At 52.5% G+C, this 18,848-nt stretch carries 18 protein-coding genes; 8 read left to right on the plus strand and 10 right to left on the minus strand.

Features of this window, described 5'->3' with window-relative positions:
• Position 1: 1 nt before the first annotated feature.
• Positions 2-2,017, minus strand: coding sequence for an NAD-dependent DNA ligase LigA (gene ligA, locus FEM44_RS02115; protein ID WP_135521652.1), 2,016 nt, complete (start codon positions 2,015-2,017; stop codon positions 2-4).
• 70 nt (positions 2,018-2,087) lie between these two features.
• Positions 2,088-3,068: a cell division protein ZipA gene (gene zipA, locus FEM44_RS02120; protein WP_130221982.1), complete on the minus strand. Its 981-nt coding sequence runs from the start codon at positions 3,066-3,068 to the stop codon at positions 2,088-2,090.
• A 229-nt stretch (positions 3,069-3,297) separates the two neighbouring features.
• Between zipA and cysZ the strand changes: the two genes are divergently transcribed.
• The 5 genes from cysZ to crr all read left to right on the plus strand — a co-directional run bounded on the left by cysZ (position 3,298) and on the right by crr (position 8,177).
• Entirely contained in the window at positions 3,298-4,059 is a 762-nt protein-coding gene (gene cysZ / locus FEM44_RS02125; RefSeq protein ID WP_135521650.1) for a sulfate transporter CysZ, read from the plus strand.
• Between the two features lie 184 nt (positions 4,060-4,243).
• Positions 4,244-5,215 (plus strand): cysteine synthase A, encoded by a 972-nt coding sequence (gene cysK, locus FEM44_RS02130; protein WP_000034402.1) that lies wholly within the window; start codon positions 4,244-4,246, stop codon positions 5,213-5,215.
• Between the two features lie 382 nt (positions 5,216-5,597).
• Complete coding sequence (gene ptsH, locus FEM44_RS02135; protein WP_000487600.1) at positions 5,598-5,855, plus strand: phosphocarrier protein Hpr; 258 nt, start codon at positions 5,598-5,600, stop codon at positions 5,853-5,855.
• Positions 5,856-5,899: 44 nt separating this feature from the next.
• The gene (gene ptsI, locus FEM44_RS02140; protein WP_000623129.1) at positions 5,900-7,627 is read left to right on the plus strand and encodes a phosphoenolpyruvate-protein phosphotransferase PtsI; all 1,728 of its coding nucleotides are present in this window, start codon (positions 5,900-5,902) and stop codon (positions 7,625-7,627) included.
• Between the two features lie 40 nt (positions 7,628-7,667).
• The gene (gene crr / locus FEM44_RS02145) at positions 7,668-8,177 is read left to right on the plus strand and encodes a PTS glucose transporter subunit IIA (RefSeq protein ID WP_000522247.1); all 510 of its coding nucleotides are present in this window, start codon (positions 7,668-7,670) and stop codon (positions 8,175-8,177) included.
• A 41-nt stretch (positions 8,178-8,218) separates the two neighbouring features.
• Here crr and pdxK read toward each other — a convergent pair whose 3' ends face one another.
• Positions 8,219-9,070, minus strand: a complete 852-nt coding sequence (pdxK, locus tag FEM44_RS02150) for a pyridoxine/pyridoxal/pyridoxamine kinase (RefSeq protein WP_130207376.1) — start codon at positions 9,068-9,070, stop codon at positions 8,219-8,221.
• A gap of 104 nt (positions 9,071-9,174) precedes the next feature.
• Between pdxK and FEM44_RS02155 the strand changes: the two genes are divergently transcribed.
• Positions 9,175-9,543, plus strand: a complete 369-nt coding sequence (locus FEM44_RS02155) for a YfeK family protein (RefSeq protein WP_135521648.1) — start codon at positions 9,175-9,177, stop codon at positions 9,541-9,543.
• A gap of 2 nt (positions 9,544-9,545) precedes the next feature.
• Here the strand turns inward: FEM44_RS02155 and cysM are convergent, their stop codons facing one another.
• The 7 genes from cysM to murR form a co-directional block, all read right to left on the minus strand.
• A complete protein-coding gene (cysM, locus tag FEM44_RS02160; protein ID WP_135521646.1) occupies positions 9,546-10,457 on the minus strand; it encodes a cysteine synthase B in 912 nt (303 codons plus the stop codon).
• Between the two features lie 133 nt (positions 10,458-10,590).
• Positions 10,591-11,688: a sulfate/thiosulfate ABC transporter ATP-binding protein CysA gene (cysA, locus tag FEM44_RS02165; protein ID WP_135521644.1), complete on the minus strand. Its 1,098-nt coding sequence runs from the start codon at positions 11,686-11,688 to the stop codon at positions 10,591-10,593.
• Complete coding sequence (gene cysW, locus FEM44_RS02170; protein WP_000852695.1) at positions 11,678-12,553, minus strand: sulfate/thiosulfate ABC transporter permease CysW; 876 nt, start codon at positions 12,551-12,553, stop codon at positions 11,678-11,680. Before cysW ends, cysA begins: the two co-directional genes overlap by 11 nt.
• Positions 12,553-13,386: a sulfate/thiosulfate ABC transporter permease CysT gene (gene cysT, locus FEM44_RS02175; RefSeq protein ID WP_032225900.1), complete on the minus strand. Its 834-nt coding sequence runs from the start codon at positions 13,384-13,386 to the stop codon at positions 12,553-12,555. Before cysT ends, cysW begins: the two co-directional genes overlap by 1 nt.
• Positions 13,386-14,402: a thiosulfate/sulfate ABC transporter substrate-binding protein CysP gene (gene cysP, locus FEM44_RS02180; protein ID WP_135521642.1), complete on the minus strand. Its 1,017-nt coding sequence runs from the start codon at positions 14,400-14,402 to the stop codon at positions 13,386-13,388. The genes cysT and cysP overlap by 1 nt, the downstream gene beginning before the upstream one ends.
• Before the next feature lie 170 nt (positions 14,403-14,572).
• The gene (ucpA, locus tag FEM44_RS02185; RefSeq protein WP_000517431.1) at positions 14,573-15,364 is read right to left on the minus strand and encodes an SDR family oxidoreductase UcpA; all 792 of its coding nucleotides are present in this window, start codon (positions 15,362-15,364) and stop codon (positions 14,573-14,575) included.
• Positions 15,365-15,492: 128 nt separating this feature from the next.
• Positions 15,493-16,350: an HTH-type transcriptional regulator MurR gene (gene murR, locus FEM44_RS02190; RefSeq protein ID WP_135521640.1), complete on the minus strand. Its 858-nt coding sequence runs from the start codon at positions 16,348-16,350 to the stop codon at positions 15,493-15,495.
• Positions 16,351-16,521: 171 nt separating this feature from the next.
• On the opposite strand from murR, the gene murQ reads away from it, so the two are divergent.
• Both murQ and murP read left to right on the plus strand, forming a co-directional pair.
• A complete protein-coding gene (gene murQ / locus FEM44_RS02195; protein WP_135521638.1) occupies positions 16,522-17,418 on the plus strand; it encodes an N-acetylmuramic acid 6-phosphate etherase in 897 nt (298 codons plus the stop codon).
• Between the two features lie 3 nt (positions 17,419-17,421).
• The gene (gene murP / locus FEM44_RS02200) at positions 17,422-18,846 is read left to right on the plus strand and encodes a PTS N-acetylmuramic acid transporter subunit IIBC (RefSeq protein WP_135521636.1); all 1,425 of its coding nucleotides are present in this window, start codon (positions 17,422-17,424) and stop codon (positions 18,844-18,846) included.
• The last annotated feature ends 2 nt before the right edge of the window (positions 18,847-18,848 follow it).

The following is an 18,848-nucleotide window of genomic DNA, read 5'->3' on the forward strand; positions in this document are numbered from 1 at the left end:
CTCAGTTACCCAGCAAACGTAGCATTTCAGCTTCGTCGATCACTTCAATGCCCAGTTCCTGCGCTTTCGCCAGTTTAGAACCTGCGGCTTCTCCGGCGATCACCAGATCGGTTTTCTTCGACACGCTGCCCGCCACTTTCGCGCCCAGTTCGACCAGGCGAGCTTTGGCGTCATCACGCGACATCTGACTTAAGCTACCCGTGAGTACCACGGTTTTACCGGCAAACGGACTGTCGATCTCTTCTGCGTTGATGACGACCGGCGCAGGCCAGTGAACGCCTTCCGCCAACAGCTCGCTGATGACATTGCGGTTGCTTTCTTCGGCAAAGAAGTTGTGAACATGAGATGCCACCACGATCCCGACGTCTGGCACTTTTTGCAGCTCTTCAATCGAGGCTGATTCCAGCGCTTCCAGCGTGCCAAAATATGCCGCCAGACCGGCTGCGGTAGCCTCACCGACTTCACGGATGCCAAGTGCATAGAGGAAGCGGGCAAAGGTGGTTTCTTTCGCTTTTTCCAGCGCGTTAACCACATTTTGTGCCGATTTCGGCCCCATTCGCTCCAGCCCGGTAAGTTTGCCTGCGGTGAGTTTGAACAGGTCCGCCGGAGTGTGGACGTACTCTTTTTCAACCAGCTGGTCGATAATTTTGTCACCCATTCCGTCAACATCCATCGCACGACGGGAAACAAAGTGTTTCAGCGATTCTTTACGTTGAGCACCGCAAATCAGGCCACCAGTACAGCGAGCAACCGCTTCACCTTCCACACGTTCCACGTCAGAACCACATACCGGACAATGCGTCGGGAATACAACCTCACGGGTATCTTCCGGGCGTTCAGAAAGCACGACGTTAACCACTTGTGGGATCACGTCTCCTGCGCGGCGAATCACCACTTTATCGCCAATGCGTAAACCGAGACGTTCAATTTCGTCGGCATTATGCAGTGTAGCGTTGCTCACCAGCACGCCTGCAACATGGACAGGTTCCAGACGCGCAACGGGCGTAATCGCACCTGTACGCCCAACCTGAAACTCTACATCACGCACAAAAGTCATTTGTTCCTGCGCCGGAAATTTAAACGCAACAGCCCAGCGCGGGGCGCGGGAAACAAAGCCAAGTTGCTCCTGCTGCGCCAGCGAGTTGACCTTAATGACTACACCGTCAATATCAAAGCCCAGCGTCGGGCGGTCTTCTTCCACTTTGTGGTAAAACGCCAGCACGTCTTCTGCTGATTCGCAAAGCGTTACCCGATCGCTGACTGGTAATCCCCACGCTTTAAACTGCATTAAGCGGCCCAGATGAGTGTCCGGCAACTCGCCACCTTCCAGTACACCAACGCCATAGCAGAAGAAAGTAAGCGGTCGCTTCGCAGTAATACGCGGATCAAGCTGACGCAGAGAACCTGCCGCCGCATTACGTGGGTTAGCAAACACTTTTCCGCCCGTGCGTCGCGCCTCTTCGTTAATCTTCTCAAAACCCGCCTGCGGCAGGAACACTTCACCACGCACTTCCAGACGTGCTGGAATATTCTCACCTTGCAGTTTCAGCGGAATAGCGCGAATGGTACGCACGTTAGACGTGATGTCTTCCCCAGTAGTGCCATCGCCACGGGTCGCCGCGCTTACCAGTACACCATTCTCATACAGAATGCTGACGGCAAGCCCATCGAGCTTTAACTCGCAGCACCAGGTCACTTTTTCGTTGCTTTTAAGCCTGTCCTGTACGCGTTTGTTGAAGGCGAGAAAACTCTCTTCATCAAATACGTTATCCAGAGACAGCATGGGTACTTCATGACGGATCTGGCTAAAGGCTGCCAGCGGCGCAGCACCTACACGTTGGGTAGGTGAATCAGGGGTAATCAGCTCAGGATGTTTGGCTTCCAGCTCACGCAACTCGCGCATCAGCCTGTCGTATTCAGCGTCGGGAATTTCCGGCGCATCCATCACATGATAAAGATATTCATGGTGGCGAAGCGTCGTTCGCAGTTCTGTCAGTTGTTGTTCGATTGATTCCATATCGCACCATCAATGCTAAAAACCCCCGACAAGCGGGGGTTCGAAGAAGAGTTAATTTGCCTTAAGTGTATCAGGCGTTGGCGTCTTTCACTTCGCGGATAATGTCCTGATACTCGCGCAGTTTCTGCGGAGTCATCATACGGCGCTGATCGTCAAGCACTACGCCGCCTACTTCATCGGCAATATGCTGCGCGGATTGCAGCATCAGCTTGAAGTTTTGCAGTTCATCACCGTAAGACGGCACCTGCATGAAGATAGTGACACCCGGCGTTGTGAAATCCTTCATTTCAGGATCAAACGTTCCCGGTTTCACCATATTCGCCAGGCTGAATAATGCCGGGCCGCTGCCATCCGGGCTAAGATGGCGATGATAAATATTCATATCGCCAAAGATAAAGCCCGCCTGTTGAATGCTATTAAGAAGCAGTTCGCCGTTCAGCTCGCTACCGTGATGCGCCGCGACGTTCATAATGATCACCGCTTCTTTGCGCTTCGGCTTATCCATCACAGGCGCTGGTTCAGCTACAGGTTCAGGCTGCGGTGCCGCTACAGGTTCCGCGGTCTGGAAAGTCGGCTGCGGAGCTGGAGGCACCTGCGAAGCAACCGGCTGTTCAGGCTGCGGCGGGTAAGCCGGCTGCTGTACTGGCTGCGGTTGTTGCACTGGCTGCGGTTGCTGAACAGGCTGCGCTGAATGCGGAGCATGTTGCGGCGGTACCTGCGCTTCAGGCGGCTGCTGAACCGGTTGACGCGGTTGCGCAGACGCATAAGGCGGTTGGTACTGGTGTTGCGGCGACGGACGAGCAGCCTCATGCTCCTGGGCGTTAGCCGGGGCATGATTTACGCGGTGAACACGAACCTCACCAACGCCCTCATCATCTTCGACATCCTCGTCATAAGAATCGTCGTCACGTTTTGACTTCATTCGTTTTAGTGGCCGATCGCGAAACATAGAAGATCGTTCTTTACGGCTGGTCCAGAAACCATGTACCAGTAAAGCGATTATGGCGATCGCGCCAACAATGATTAATATCAGACGCAAATCCTGCATCATTATATTCTCTGTTGTTCTAACACCTTGCCACCACGGCAAACATTTACTCACTAAGAGTATTTGTCGATTACCTCAAGTGCAAGTGCACTATTAACTTTCACAGCACAAAGATAGATGAAATCGTGCTTTTTGCTGGTTTTTCGAACATATCCTAACTGTCCATTGCGCAAATACCCGGTAAAATACGCAGAACTTTCCTGGGATTGGTCAAAAGGAGCATATCCTGATTATGGTTTCAACATTCACATCTGCCTCTCGCAGCGGTTTTTACTATTTTGCGCAAGGCTGGAAGCTCGTCTTGCAACCTGGGATTCGCCGTTTTGTCATCTTACCGCTGTTGATCAATATCTTGTTGATGGGAGGCGCGTTCTGGTGGCTCTTTAGCCAACTGGATGTTTGGATCCCGTCGTTAATGAGTCACGTACCTGACTGGCTGCAATGGTTGAGCTATTTGCTGTGGCCTGTAGCGGTCATCTCCGTGCTACTGGTTTTTGGCTATTTTTTCTCCACTATCGCCAACTGGATTGCCGCACCATTTAACGGTTTGTTGGCTGAACAACTGGAAGCAAGACTGACTGGCGCTACGCCACCGGATACCGGTATTTTCGGCATCATGAAAGATGTGCCGCGGATTATGAAACGTGAATGGCAAAAGTTTGCCTGGTATCTGCCGCGCGCGATTGTATTGCTGATCCTTTACTTCATCCCTGGCATTGGGCAAACCGTCGCACCGGTGCTGTGGTTCCTGTTCAGCGCCTGGATGTTAGCCATCCAATACTGCGACTATCCGTTCGATAACCACAAAGTGCCCTTCAAAGATATGCGCACTGCCCTGCGCACGCGCAAAATCACTAATATGCAGTTTGGTGCTTTAACCAGCTTGTTCACGATGATCCCGGTACTCAACCTGTTCATTATGCCGGTGGCCGTTTGTGGCGCTACGGCGATGTGGGTCGATTGCTACCGCGCTAAACATGCATTATGGCGGTAACAATTTACCGATTATTTTGTAAACATTATGTGTGGAACAGGGGTGGCTTATGCCGCCCCTTATTCCATCTTGCGAGCCATTATTTCCCTTCTGCATATAGATATGCTAAATCCTTACTTCCGCATATTCTCTGAGCGGGTATGCTACCTGTTGTATCCCAATTTCATACAGTTAAGGACAGGCCATGAGTAAGATTTTTGAAGATAACTCGCTGACTATCGGTCACACACCGCTGGTTCGCCTGAATCGCATCGGTAACGGACGTATTCTGGCGAAGGTGGAATCCCGAAACCCCAGCTTCAGCGTTAAGTGCCGTATCGGTGCAAATATGATTTGGGATGCCGAAAAGCGCGGTGTACTGAAGCCGGGCGTTGAGTTGGTGGAGCCAACCAGCGGCAATACCGGGATTGCACTGGCGTATGTGGCTGCCGCTCGCGGTTATAAACTCACTCTGACCATGCCGGAAACCATGAGTATTGAACGCCGCAAGCTGCTCAAAGCGTTAGGTGCAAACCTGGTGCTGACCGAAGGTGCTAAAGGCATGAAAGGTGCGATTCAAAAAGCGGAGGAAATTGTTGCCAGCAACCCAGAAAAATACTTGCTGCTGCAACAATTCAGCAACCCGGCGAATCCGGAAATTCATGAAAAAACCACCGGCCCGGAGATCTGGGAAGATACTGACGGTCAGGTCGATGTGTTTATTGCTGGTGTCGGCACTGGCGGTACGCTGACCGGCGTCAGCCGCTACATTAAAGGCACCAAAGGCAAGACTGACCTCATCTCTGTCGCCGTTGAACCAACCGACTCTCCGGTTATCGCCCAGGCGCTGGCAGGTGAAGAAATCAAACCCGGGCCGCATAAAATCCAGGGCATCGGTGCTGGCTTTATCCCGGCTAACCTTGATCTCAAACTAGTCGACAAAGTTATTGGCATCACCAATGAAGAAGCCATCTCTACTGCGCGTCGCCTGATGGAAGAAGAAGGCATTCTTGCCGGGATCTCTTCCGGCGCGGCTGTTGCTGCGGCGTTGAAACTACAAGAAGATGAAAGCTTTACCAATAAGAATATTGTGGTTATTCTACCATCATCGGGTGAGCGTTATTTAAGCACTGCACTGTTTGCCGATCTCTTTACTGAGAAAGAACTGCAACAGTAATGCCAGCTTGTTAAAAATGCGTAAAAAAGCACCTTTTCAGGTGCTTTTTTGTGGCCTGCTTCAAACTTTCACCCCTCCTGGCATTGATTCAACTTGTCGGAACTGGTATTTAACCTGACTAATTATTTTGATGCGCGAAATTAATCGTTACAGGAAAAGCCTTAGCTGAATCGATTTTATGATTTGGTTCAAGTCTTCCTTTAGCGGCATAATGTTTAATGATGAACGAAACGTCAGCGGCCAACATCCGCCAGCAATGGACTGTATAGAGCACTTCGTGCGTCGCGTCTGTTAAAACTGGCGCTAACAATACAGGCTAAAGTCGAACCGCCAGGCTAGACTTTAGTTCCACAACACTAAACCTATAAGTTGGGGAAATACAATGTTCCAGCAAGAAGTTACCATTACCGCTCCGAACGGTCTGCACACCCGCCCTGCTGCCCAGTTTGTAAAAGAAGCTAAGGGCTTCACTTCTGAAATTACTGTGACTTCTAACGGCAAAAGCGCCAGCGCCAAAAGCCTGTTCAAACTGCAGACTCTGGGCCTGACTCAAGGCACCGTTGTGACTATCTCTGCGGAAGGCGAAGACGAGCAAAAAGCGGTTGAACATCTGGTTAAACTGATGGCGGAACTCGAGTAATTTCCCGGGTTCTTTTAAAAATCAGTCACAAGTAAGGTAGGGTTATGATTTCAGGCATTTTAGCATCCCCGGGTATCGCTTTCGGTAAAGCTCTGCTTTTGAAAGAAGACGAAATCGTCATTGACCGGAAAAAAATTTCTGCCGACCAGGTTGATCAGGAAGTTGAACGTTTTCTGAGCGGTCGTGCCAAGGCATCTGCCCAGCTGGAAACGATCAAAACGAAAGCTGGTGAAACGTTCGGTGAAGAAAAAGAAGCCATCTTCGAAGGGCATATTATGTTGCTCGAAGATGAGGAGCTGGAGCAGGAAATCATAGCCCTGATTAAAGATAAGCACATGACCGCTGATGCAGCTGCTCATGAAGTTATCGAAGGTCAAGCTTCTGCCCTGGAAGAACTGGATGACGAATACCTGAAAGAGCGTGCGGCCGACGTACGTGATATCGGTAAGCGCCTGCTGCGCAACATCCTTGGGCTGAAGATCATCGACCTGAGCGCCATTCAGGATGAAGTAATCCTGGTTGCCGCTGACCTGACGCCGTCTGAAACCGCACAGCTAAACCTGAAGAAGGTGCTGGGTTTCATCACCGACGCGGGTGGCCGGACTTCCCACACCTCTATTATGGCGCGTTCTCTGGAACTGCCAGCCATCGTGGGTACCGGTAGCGTCACCTCTCAGGTGAAAAACGACGACTATCTGATTCTGGATGCCGTAAACAATCAGGTTTACGTCAATCCAACCAATGAAGTTATTGATAAACTGCGCGCCGTTCAGGAGCAAGTTGCTTCTGAAAAAGCAGAGCTTGCTAAACTGAAAGATCTGCCAGCAATTACGCTGGACGGTCACCAGGTCGAAGTGTGCGCTAACATCGGTACTGTTCGTGACGTTGAAGGTGCAGAGCGTAACGGCGCTGAAGGCGTTGGTCTGTATCGTACCGAATTCCTGTTCATGGACCGTGACGCGCTGCCAACCGAAGAAGAACAGTTTGCTGCTTACAAAGCGGTGGCTGAAGCGTGTGGCTCACAGGCAGTTATTGTTCGTACCATGGACATTGGCGGCGATAAAGAGCTGCCGTACATGAACTTCCCGAAAGAAGAGAACCCGTTCCTCGGCTGGCGTGCTATCCGTATCGCGATGGATCGTAAAGAGATCCTGCGCGATCAGCTTCGCGCTATCCTGCGTGCCTCTGCTTTCGGTAAATTGCGCATCATGTTCCCGATGATCATCTCTGTTGAAGAAGTGCGTGCACTGCGCAAAGAGATCGAAATCTACAAACAGGAACTGCGCGACGAAGGTAAAGCGTTTGACGAGTCAATTGAAATTGGCGTAATGGTGGAAACACCGGCTGCCGCGACAATTGCGCGTCATTTGGCCAAAGAAGTTGATTTCTTTAGTATCGGCACCAATGATTTAACGCAGTACACTCTGGCAGTTGACCGTGGTAATGATATGATTTCACACCTTTACCAGCCAATGTCACCGTCCGTGCTGAACTTGATCAAGCAAGTTATTGATGCTTCTCATGCTGAAGGCAAATGGACAGGTATGTGTGGTGAGCTTGCTGGCGATGAACGTGCTACACTTCTGTTGCTGGGGATGGGTCTGGACGAATTCTCTATGAGCGCCATTTCTATCCCGCGCATTAAGAAGATTATCCGTAACACGAACTTCGAAGATGCGAAGGTGTTAGCAGAGCAGGCTCTTGCTCAACCGACAACGGACGAGTTAATGACGCTGGTTAACAAGTTCATTGAAGAAAAAACAATCTGCTAATCCACGAGATGCGGCCCAATTTACTGCTTAGGAGAAGATCATGGGTTTGTTCGATAAACTGAAATCTCTGGTTTCCGACGACAAGAAGGATACTGGAACTATTGAGATCATTGCTCCGCTCTCTGGCGAGATCGTCAATATCGAAGACGTGCCGGATGTCGTTTTTGCGGAAAAAATCGTTGGTGATGGTATTGCAATCAAACCAACTGGTAACAAAATGGTCGCTCCGGTTGACGGCACCATTGGTAAAATCTTTGAAACCAACCACGCGTTCTCCATCGAATCTGATAGCGGCGTTGAGTTGTTCGTTCACTTCGGTATCGACACTGTTGAACTGAAAGGCGAAGGCTTCAAGCGTATTGCTGAAGAAGGTCAGCGCGTGAAAGTTGGCGATACTGTGATTGAATTCGATCTCCCGCTGCTGGAAGAGAAAGCCAAGTCTACCCTGACTCCGGTTGTTATCTCCAACATGGACGAAATCAAAGAACTGATCAAACTGTCCGGTAGCGTGACTGTGGGTGAAACCCCGGTTATTCGCATCAAGAAGTAATTCTTGCCGCAGTGAAAAATGGCGCCAATCGGCGCCATTTTTTATGCTTCCGCCAACGGCGGCAAAATCAATTCATCGCTCTCATGTTGCTGGGTGTAGCGCATCACCTCCAGCACGCGTAAGCCTGCGCTATGTACCGCGTCAGTTAATTCCTTACCTTTCAACAATCCACTGATAAGCTGGGCGCAAAACAGATCGCCTGTACCTTTCAGATCGGTTTTTACCCGAGAATGGGAAATGACATTCACGCTGTCGGCACTGACCACCACCACCTGCATCTCCTGATTTTCTTCGTTACCAGAGGCGCTGGTAATAACCACCCATTTTAATGTGTCTGAAAGCAAACTTTTTGCTGCGGCAATGGCGCTGTCGAGATCGCGGCAGTTTTTACCGGTCAGGATTTCCAGCTCAAAGATATTTGGCGTAATTCCCTGCGCCAGTGGCAACAAATATTGCCGATACGCATCGGGCAGGTCAGGTTTGACGTAGATACCGCTATCAATATCGCCAATCACCGGATCGACCATAATCAATAAGTCAGGATGATTTTCGCGTAATACAGTCAGCCACTCGGCAAGTATTTTGATTTGCGACGCGGTTCCCATATAACCGGTGGTGACAGCGCGCAGCTGGCGCAGCGCATCACGCTCCTGTAGTGCACGTAAATAGCCGCTAAACCATTCGTCCGGAATCGCACCACCGTAGAACGTATCATAATGTGGCGTATTGCTGAGCAACACGGTCGGCACGGCAAAGACATTCAGGCCGTTCTGTTTAATAGCAGGCACGGCAATGCTGTTGCCTACGCTGCCGTACACTACCTGCGACTGCACAGCGACAATATCCGCCTGCAACGCTCTGCTCTTATCGTTAAACAACAACAAACTACTCATTAGATTTTTTCTCCTTGCCGATGATCCTCATCGCATCCCAACCGAAACTTTACCTGATTTTGGCAGTCAAATCGGCTATCACAAAACAAGGATAAGGTAATTCAGTGAAGAAAATCATTTGTCTGGTCATTACACTGTTGATGACACTCCCCGCTTACGCGAAGTTAACTGCCCACGAAGAAGCCCGTATCAACGCCATGCTGGAGGGATTAGCGCAGCAAAAGGATTTGATATTTGTGCGCAACGGTGATGAACATACCTGTGATGAAGCAGTTTCGCATCTGAAGTTGAAGCTCGGCAACACGCGCAACCGCATTGATACCGCCGAGCAGTTTATTGATAAGGTGGCTTCGTCATCATCGATTACTGGTAAGCCTTACATCGTGAAGATGCCCGGTAAGAGCGATGAAAATGCGCAACCTTTTTTACATGCGCTGATTGCGCAGACGGATAAAACAGTGCCTGCGCAATAATCTTAAATCCCCGCCCCCTGGCTAAAATGCTCTTCCCCAAACACCCCGGTAGAAAGGTAGCGATCGCCGCGATCGCAGATGATCGCCACCACCACCGCGCCAGGGTTAGCTTTTGCCACGCGTATCGCGCCAGCAACCGCACCGCCAGAGCTTACGCCGCAGAAAATCCCTTCCCGCACCGCCAGTTCGCGCATGGTGTTTTCCGCATCGCGCTGATGAATATCCAGTACCTCATCCACCAGCGATGCATTAAAGATGCCTGGCAGATATTCCGCAGGCCAGCGGCGAATGCCGGGAATGCTGCTGCCCTCTTCCGGTTGTAGGCCGACAATTGTCACATTACTGGATTGCTCGCGCATAAACCGTGACACGCCGGTAATGGTGCCGGTCGTCCCCATGCTGGAGACAAAATGGGTAAGGCGACCACCAGTTTGCTGCCAGATTTCCGGCCCGGTGGTGGTGTAATGGGCGTAGGGATTATCAGGATTATTAAACTGATCGAGCAGCTTGCCTTCACCACGATTCGCCATTTCAAGCGCCAGATCGCGCGCCCCTTCCATGCCCTGTTCTTTGGTAACCAGAATCAGCTCCGCACCGTAAGCCAACATCGCCGCACGGCGTTCCTGGCTCATGTTGTCCGGCATCAGCAATTTCATGCGATAGCCTTTTAGCGCCGCAATCATCGCCAGCGCAATGCCAGTATTGCCACTGGTGGCTTCAATCAGCACGTCGCCCGGTTTAATTTCCCCACGCTTTTCCGCCTCGGCGATCATCGATAGCGCCGCACGATCTTTCACCGAGCCGGCCGGGTTATTGCCTTCCAGTTTTAACCACACTTCACTGCCGTTATCCGGCCCCATTCGCTGCAACTTCACCAGAGGCGTATTGCCAATTGTTTGTTCTAATGTACTCACGATCTCTGTCCATACGTGGTGTTGCCTGATGCGACGCTTGCGCGTCTTATCAGGCCTACAGGTTACAAACCTTGCCATTAAAAAGCCCGGATCGCGGGAAGCGCCTCCGGGCGTTTAACATTCACTCAACCTATCAGGCGCTTTGTGCGAGAGCAAGTTCCTCATCGCGGGTTTCAATACGATCGTCGCCGTTATACAGCCGCGCATGTTGCAGACCAACGTACAAACGATCGCCACGCTGCGGAGCGTCGTCGCCATGCATCACGACCGTCAGCGGTTCGTTGTACCACCCCAGCGGCTGCACGACTAATTGGGTGTAGTGCCCTTTCGGGCTGGCTTCCAGCACCTGGACCGGCAGTGGCGATTCAAGGCTGGTGCGGCGGCTGATATCCACTTCCCACGGGCGCAAGAAGAGATCCACCGGCCCCTGATACGCAGGCGTATACCCCAGCGGCCAGCGATGTGCGCCAACGTGGAACTGCCCGCCGCGAATGGTTCCCTGCAGGCGGTTTACTTCGCCCATAAATTCGAGCACAAAACGGGTCGCCGGTTCGCGCCATACCTGATCCGGTTCATCGGCCTGTTCGATATTGCCCTGGCTCATCACCACCACGCGGTTGGCGACTTCCATCGCCTCTTCCTGGTCGTGGGTAACGAATACACTGGTGAATTTCAGCTCTTCGTGCAGCTGACGCAGCCAGCGACGCAGCTCTTTACGCACCTGCGCATCCAGCGCGCCAAACGGTTCATCGAGCAGCAGAATTTGCGGTTCCACGGCAAGCGCACGCGCCAGCGCCACGCGCTGTTTCTGCCCGCCGGAAAGCTGGGCCGGATAACGATCCGCCAGATGGGCAAGCTGGACCATCTCCAGCAATTTTGTCACTTTCGCTTTGATCGCCGCGGCATTTGGCCGCTCGCGACGCGGCAGCACCGTCAGGCCAAAGGCGATATTGTCGAACACCGTCATATGGCGGAACAGCGCATAATGCTGAAACACGAAACCGACTTTACGATCGCGCGCGTGCAGGCGGCTGACGTCAGTGCCGTGGAAGCGAATATGTCCACTGGTTTGATGCTCCAGCCCGGCAATAATGCGCAGCAGCGTGGTTTTCCCGGAACCGGACGGCCCCAGCAATGCGACCATCTGACCAGAAGGAATATCCAGTGAGATATCGTTCAGCACCTGGGTGCGACCAAACGACTTCTTAATATTGGCAATCTCAATGCTCATGATGTTCCTCCTGCTGCGCGCGTTTTTCCTGATTCTCCAGGCGCCACTGCAACATACTCTTTAAAAACAGGGTGATAATCGCCATCAGCGTCAACAGCGCAGCAGCGGTAAAGGAGCCGACGGTGTTGTAGTCCTGCTCCAGCAATTCAATCTGTAACGGCAGCGAAAGTGTTTCGCCGCGAATCGAGCCGGAAACCACCGACACCGCGCCAAACTCGCCAATCGCGCGGGCGTTGGTCAGCACCACGCCATAAAGCAGCGCCCAGCGAATATTCGGCAATGTGACGCGGCGGAACATCTGCCAGCCGGACGCGCCAAGCAAAATCGCCGCTTCGTCTTCCTGGCTGCCCTGGCTTAACATCACCGGCACCAGCTCGCGCACCACAAACGGACACGTCACGAAGATGGTGACCAGCACCATTCCCGGCCACGAGAACATAATTTGCAGGTTATGCTCGTCGAGCCAACCGCCCAGCGGGCCGTTGGAGCCGTAGAACAGCAGATACACCAGGCCTGCGACCACCGGCGACACCGCAAACGGGATGTCCAGCAGCGTCAGCAACAACTGACGCCCCGGGAAATCAAAACGCGTCACCAGCCAGGCCAGCAGAATGCCGAACACCAGGTTTACCGGCACGGCAATCAGCGCGATCATCACCGTCAGCCAGATGGCGTGCAGCATGTCCGGGTCAGCCAGATTCTGTAAAACCGGCATCAGCCCTTTGCTGAATGCCTGCACGAAGATGTAAATCATCGGCACCAGCAGGATGAACGCCGAAACCAGCATCCCGGTGCCAATCAGAAACCATTTGCCCCAGTTAATCGGGCGCGCGTCATAACGCTTCAATTGGGTAACTTCCGCCATTAATGACCTACCACACGCCGACCAAAGCGACTTTGCAGAGTGTTAATTGAGAACAGCAGCAGCAGGGATGCCGCGAGGATCACCGAAGCGATCGCGCTCGCCGCCGGGTAATCAAACTCCTGTAAGCGAACAAAAATCATCAGCGACGTCACTTCGGTTTTCCAGGCGATGTTCCCGGCGATAAATATCACCGCGCCAAACTCACCGAGGCTACGGGTAAACGACAGCGCCACGCCCGCCACCAGCGCCGGAGAAAGCTCCGGCAGCACCACTTTACAGAAACTCTGCCAGCGCGTTGCGCCGAGCGTTTCTGCCGCTTCTTCATATTCCGGGCCTAACTCTTCCAGCACCGGCTGCACGGTTCGCACCACAAAGGGAATGCTGGTAAACGCCATCGCCACCGCAATCCCGAGCCAGGTGTAGGTGACTTTGATATCAAATTTCGCCAGCCACTCGCCGTAAAAACCGTTGACCGAAAACAACGAAGCCAGCGTCAAACCTGCTACCGCCGTCGGCAGTGCAAACGGCAAATCCATCAGCGCATCAAGCAGCGTGCGTCCCGGAAAGCGATAGCGGGTTAAGATCCACGCCATCAGCAGACCGAAAACGCCGTTAAAAATCGATGCGACAAACGCCGACAGCAGCGTTACTTTGTAGGCCGCGACCACCTGCGGGTTGGTGATCACTTCCCAGTACTGCGCCCAGCTCATCTCAGAAAGCTGCATCACCAGCGCGGAGAGTGGCAGCAGCAAAATCAGGCACACAAACAGCAGACTGGTGCCGAGGCTTAAGGTAAACCCCGGCAGCACACGTCTGGAGGCGACGGCAAACATCAGTTACGCCCCGCCGCTAACAGCTTGTCTAACTCGCCGCCGCTGGTGAAGTGGGTTTTCATCACTTCCGGCCAGGAGCCAAATTTGTCTTCCACGCGGAACAATTCGGTCTGCGGGAATTTATCTTTCAGTTTGTCCATGACTTCCGGGTTATTCACGCGATAGTAGTAGTCGGTGATGATGGCCTGCGCCTGCGGGCTGTAGAGCCAGTTCAGGTAAGCTTTGGCGGCTTTTTCCGTACCGTTGGCCTGCACGTTTTTATCGACCCACGCCACCGGGAATTCCGCCAGAATGTTGGTTTTCGGAATCACCACTTCAAAGCCCTGCGCTTCATACTGTTTACGGATGTTGTTCACTTCCGATTCGAAGCTAATCAGTACATCGCCCAGACCGCGCTCGGCAAAGGTGGTGGTCGCACCACGACCGCCGGTATCGAACACTTCAACGTTTTTCAGGAACTGAGTCATAAACTGTTCGGTTTTGGCTTTATCGCCACCGTCAGCTTTATCCGCTGCGCCCCATGCTGCAAGGTAGGTGTAACGCGCGTTACCGGAGGTTTTCGGGTTCGGAAAAATCAGCTTCACGTCGGAGCGCACCAGATCGTTCCAGTCGTGGATATTCTTCGGGTTGCCCTTACGCACCAGGAAGCCCATGGTGGAGTAGAACGGCGAGCTATTATTCGGCAGGCGCGACTGCCAGTCCGCCGGAATCAGCTTGCCTTTGTCGTGCAGGATTTGTACGTCGGTCACCTGGTTATAAGTGACAACGTCTGCTTTTAAGCCCTGTAAAATCGCCAGCGCCTGTTTTGATGACCCGGCATGAGATTGTTTAATCGTCAGTTTGTCGCCGCCGTTATCTTTTGCCCATTGTTGCTCAAACGGCGGATTCAGGGCGGCAAACAGCTCGCGAGAGACGTCATAAGAACTGTTCAGCAGTTCTGTTGCCTGTACATGGCCTGCCAGCAGCAGAGAAGCAACCAGCGCGAGATATTTCTTTTTCAGTAAGTTAACGGCCATTGCGCACCCTTATATATTTAATGACTTTCTAATAGCCATCATATTTATAACGGGCATGAAAGGAGTAACGGTTTTATATACCGTTTGGTGATTTGGAAGTTGAAAAGGGAATAAGAACCGGGTTCAAAACGAAATCCTCCCCACAAATGCAGGGAGGAAACAGAGGTGAATCAGATGCCGACGCTAACCGTCTCCGGCAACGTGCTGCCGCCATCGATCACATTCTGTGTACCGGTTAAATAGCTGGATTCATCGGATGCGAGGAAGGCCGCGAGTTCGCCGACTTCCAGCGGATCGGCGAGGCGACGCATCGGGATTGCTTTTGCCATTTCAGTCAGCACCGATTCTGGATCTTCCGGGTTCGACTGGCGGGCAATACTTTCCGCCATTGGCGTGCGAACGTAGCCCGGACAAATCGCATTTACGCGAATACCAGACTGCGCGTACTCCACCGCCAGCGATTTAGTCAGGCCAACAATCGCCGCTTTCGTTAAGGCATACGCCGTTTCGCCAGGATCGGCCACCATATCGCCAGTGACCGAAGACATCATCACAATGCGGCCATCTTTGCGGGCAATCATCTCCGGCAGCACCGCCTTTGTGACGTTCCATACGCCTTTAATATTGATATCAATATGGAAATCGCGATCGTCATCGCTCATATCGAGGAAACTGCCCAGGCGACAAACGCCTGCGTTATTCACCAGGATATCAATGCGCCCTTCTTTTTCCTTCGCGCGCTTGATAGCAGCGGCTACCGACGCCGGGTCACGCACATCGGCGACAACCGCCGTACAGCGATGACCACGACCACACAGTTCGTCCGCCAGCTTTTCGATCTCAGGGGAGATATCCAGCAAGATTAGGTTCGCGCCATGACGTGCAAAAGTTCTGGCAATTCCTTCGCCAATTCCCTGCAATGCGCCTGTAATCAGTGCTGTCTTGCCCGTGAGTTTACCCATTTTAATGCTCTCCTTGTTAATACAGAGCGTTACACTCCATTACCTCTGAAAATACAGGATAAACAAAATATTGCTGCGCATCAGCTCACTAATTAAGGAAAATCTCAATCCAGTTGCTGCTTTATGCATCATTTCAGGCGTTGTGTTAGCTCACTGCTGCGCACAATCATTTTCAATGACTCCACATCATTGAGTTGCACAAGGCCAACAAACAGTAAATCGGTAACAGAATTTTGCGCCGTGCGGGTGGACATGGACGAGCTACGCCATTCGGTTTCGCCGGAAACGGTATCGAGCGTGAAATGCGCCAGCCGCCGCAGCGGAGAGTCAGTCAAAGAAGTAATGGCAATCACCGTTGCCCCCTGCTTTCGTGCCGCTTCTGCGCACAAGACAATCTCTTTTTTACTGCCGCTGTAAGAGATAGCGATTTGTACATCGCCTTTTTTCAACGCCTGGGAAACGGTGGCTTGTACGTGCGTGTCGGCTTCGCAGGCCACGCGATAGCCAATTTTCATCAGTTTGAACGACAGATCGCGCCCCACCAGCGCCGATCCGCCCAGGCCCGTTATCTGAATAAATGGCGCTTTACTGATGACATCAATGATTTTTTGCAGCCTCGCGTAATCGAGCAACGCGCAGGTTTGCTCCAGCGCCAGCTCTTTTTCACGATTCAGTTTGCGCGCGATCACCTCCAGCGAATCATCACTGGTAATCGAACTGTGCAGGTGCAGCGCCGTGGCATTCGTTTTCTCCCGGCTGGCACTGTATTCGCCAATTAACGCCATACGCAATTCAGTAAACCCTTGCGCGCCGAGTTTCTGAGCAAACTTAACAATACTCGACTGGCTAATACCGAGCTGTTTCGCCATATTTCGTGAAGAAACGGATTTCAGTTCGCTCACCCTGGCTTGCAGAAAGTCGGCTATCTTTTGCTCATTTTCAGTAAAGTCACTTTCTGCATTGCGTAATTTTGTCAGGTACAGCATCTTCCACTCCCTCACCACATCCTGCGCGCAGCATAGCACACGGATTTTGCCCTTTGACGCTCTTCACACTCTGTGACTTAAGACTCAATGATTCCTTTAAAACTAGCAAATCGAGATATATGATTCCATCAATCTGCAATTATTTGAATATGAATACTAAGGTCACCACTGATGCAACTTGAAAAGATGATTACCGAAGGCTCGAATGCCGCCTCGGCTGAAATTGACCGCGTTTCGACGCTGGAAATGTGCCGGATTATCAACGATGAAGATAAAACCGTACCACTCGCCGTTGAACGCGTACTGCCGGATATTGCAGCGGCGATCGATGTTATTCACGCCCAGGTGAGCGGCGGCGGCCGTCTGATTTACATCGGTGCGGGGACCTCTGGTCGTCTGGGTATTCTTGATGCCAGTGAATGTCCGCCTACCTACGGCGTGAAACCGGGCCTGGTGGTTGGTTTGATTGCTGGCGGCGAATATGCAATTCAGCACGCAGTAGAAGGCGCGGAAGATAGCCGGGAAGGCGGCGTTAACGATCTGAAAAATATTAATTTAACGGCACAGGATGTGGTGGTCGGTATTGCCGCCAGCGGTCGTACGCCGTATGTGATTGCCGGACTGGAATACGCCCGCCAGCTCGGTTGCCGCACGGTCGGTATTTCCTGTAATCCGGGAAGCGCGGTTTCCACCACCGCAGAGTTTGCCATTACGCCGGTAGTTGGTGCCGAAGTGGTCACTGGTTCTTCGCGAATGAAAGCAGGCACAGCGCAGAAACTGGTGCTCAATATGCTCTCCACCGGGTTGATGATTAAGTCAGGCAAAGTGTTCGGCAACCTGATGGTCGATGTGGTCGCCACCAATGAAAAACTGCATGTACGCCAGGTCAATATCGTCAAAAACGCCACCGGATGTAGCGCTGAGCAAGCGGAAGCGGCATTGGTTGCCTGCGACCGCCACTGTAAAACGGCTATTGTGATGGTGCTGAAAAATCTCGATGCCGCAGAAGCTAAAAAACGCCTGGATCAACACGGCGGCTTTATTCGCAAAGCTCTGGAAAAGGAATAACCCATGGCTAAAGAGATCAGCAGTGAACTTCTGAACACCATTCTTACCCGGGTCGGTGGCCCGGGAAACATCGCCAGCTGTGGTAACTGTATGACGCGTCTGCGTCTGGGTGTACATGACAGTTCACTGGTTGATCCCGATATCAAAACCCTGGAAGGCGTAAAGGGCGTCATTTTGACCAGCGATCAGGTGCAGGTGGTTTTTGGGCCGGGCAAAGCGCATCGTGCCGCAAAAGCCATGAGCGAGTTGCTGGGCGAAGCACCCGTGCAGGATGCCGCGGAGATCGCCGCCCAGAATAAACGCCAGTTAAAAGCCAAGCAAACTTCCGGCGTACAACAATTTCTCGCCAAATTCGCCACCATCTTTACACCGCTGATCCCCGGTTTTATTGCTGCTGGTCTGTTGCTGGGGATAGCGACGCTAATCGCCACAGTGATGCACGTTCCGGCAGATGCTCAGGGAACGCTGCCCGACGCGCTGAATTTTATGAAGGTGTTCAGCAAAGGCTTGTTCACCTTCCTGGTAATTCTGGTGGGCTATAACGCGGCCCAGGCGTTCGGCGGCACGGGCGTCAATGGCGCAATTATCGCCGCGCTCTTTTTGCTCGGTTATAACCCTGCTGCCACCACTGGTTACTACGCCGGATTTCACGATTTCTTCGGTCTGCCCATCGATCCGCGCGGCAATATTATCGGCGTGTTGATTGCCGCCTGGGCCTGCGCCCGCATTGAAGGCATGGTGCGCCGCTTTATGCCGGACGATCTCGACATGCTGCTGACCTCGTTAATCACTCTGTTGATCACCGCTACGCTTGCGTACCTGATCATTATGCCGCTGGGCGGCTGGCTGTTTGAAGGCATGTCGTGGCTGTTTATGCACCTGAACAGTAATCCGCTCGGTTGTGCGGTTTTAGCCGGGCTGTTCCTGATCGCCGTGGTGTTTGGCGTGCATCAGGGCTTCATTCCTGTTTATCTGGCTTTAATGGACAGTCAGGGGTTCAACAGCTTATTTCCAATCCTTTCGATGGCAGGCGCGGGCCAGGTGGGCGCGGCGATGGCGCTCTACTGGCGGGCGCAACCGCATAGCGCATTACGCAGTCAGGTACGCGGGGCGATTATTCCCGGTCTGCTGGGCGTTGGTGAACCGTTGATTTACGGCGTCACCCTGCCCCGCATGAAGCCGTTTGTTACCGCCTGTTTAGGCGGCGCAGCGGGCGGTTTGTTTATCGGCCTGATAGCCTGGTGGGGTCTGCCAATGGGCTTAAACAGCGCCTTCGGACCGTCTGGCCTGGTGGCGCTGCCACTGATGACTTCCGCTCAAGGTATCCTTCCGGCAATGGCGGTATATGCAGGTGGGATTCTGGTGGCATGGGTTAGTGGGTTTATTTTCACCACGCTCTTTGGCTGCCGTAACGTCAATCTGGACTGATT

The organism is Escherichia sp. E4742 (genome assembly GCF_005843885.1).
Taxonomy (GTDB): domain Bacteria; phylum Pseudomonadota; class Gammaproteobacteria; order Enterobacterales; family Enterobacteriaceae; genus Escherichia.